Annotated in this window: 1 protein-coding gene; it reads right to left on the reverse strand. The window is 67.3% G+C overall.

Features of this window, described 5'->3' with window-relative positions; all coding sequences use genetic code 11:
• On the reverse strand, window positions 1-950 hold a 950-nt coding region (locus EN745_RS35230; protein ID WP_189363274.1), incomplete at both ends, for a 5'-nucleotidase C-terminal domain-containing protein.

Raw genomic sequence — 950 nt, forward strand, 5'->3', positions numbered from 1 at the left:
GGCGGGCGCCGCCTCGGCCGGCTTCGCTGGCTCGGCTGCGGGCGCCGGTGCCGCTGGCGCCGCTTCGGCTGGCTTCGCCGGTTCGGCGGCGGGGGCCGCCGCGACGGTCGCGGCGATCTCGGTGATGCGGCCGTCGAGCTTCGGCGTATAGGGCCTATGCGCGCCGAGATAGTCGGCGACGACCTGCTCCAGGCCCGGGCCGTAGTCATAGGCGTTCTTGGCCTTCTCGGCGAAGACCTTGTAGCCGTCGCCGCCCTGGCGGACATAGTTGTTGGTGGCGACCAGATAGTCCTTGTCGGGATTGATCGGCGCCCAGGCGCCGTCCTCCATCACCTCGACCGACTTGACGCGTCCGGCGTTGGGCGCGACCGATTTGTCGAAGGAATATTTCAGGCCGGCGACCTGCGGGAAGCGCCCGGCGCCGTCCTCGATCTGGCTGAGGCCGCTTTCCAGCCCGGCGACGAGGTCCTTGCCCGAGATCTGGAAGGTCGCCAGCGTGTTCTGGAACGGCAGCACGGTCAGCACCTCGCCCATGGTCACGGTGCCCTGGTCGATCGAGGCGCGCAGGCCGCCGCCGTTCGAGATGACGATCTCGACGCCCTGGCCCTTGACGCGGTCGAGGATGGCATCGGAGACGAGGTTGCCCATCTCGCATTCGCGGGCGCGGCAGTTGTCGCGGCTGCCGTCGATGGCCTTAGTGGTCTCAGCCACTTCCTTGTTCTTCAATTCCTCGATCGGGGCGCCGAGCTCCTTGATGCGGGCGAGCACGGCCGGATCGGGCGTGATCGACTTGTCGAGGAAGATCGGGTCGCCGCTCGCTTGCTTGACGACGCCGTTGTCGTCGAACACGACCTTGAACTCGCCGAGATATTTCGAATAGGACGCCGCCTGCACCACCGGCACCTTGTAGCCATCGGGGTTGTCGACCATCGTCGGATAGGGGCCTGTCT

It is taken from the genome of Mesorhizobium sp. M4A.F.Ca.ET.022.05.2.1, assembly GCF_003998845.1.
GTDB lineage: Bacteria > Pseudomonadota > Alphaproteobacteria > Rhizobiales > Rhizobiaceae > Mesorhizobium.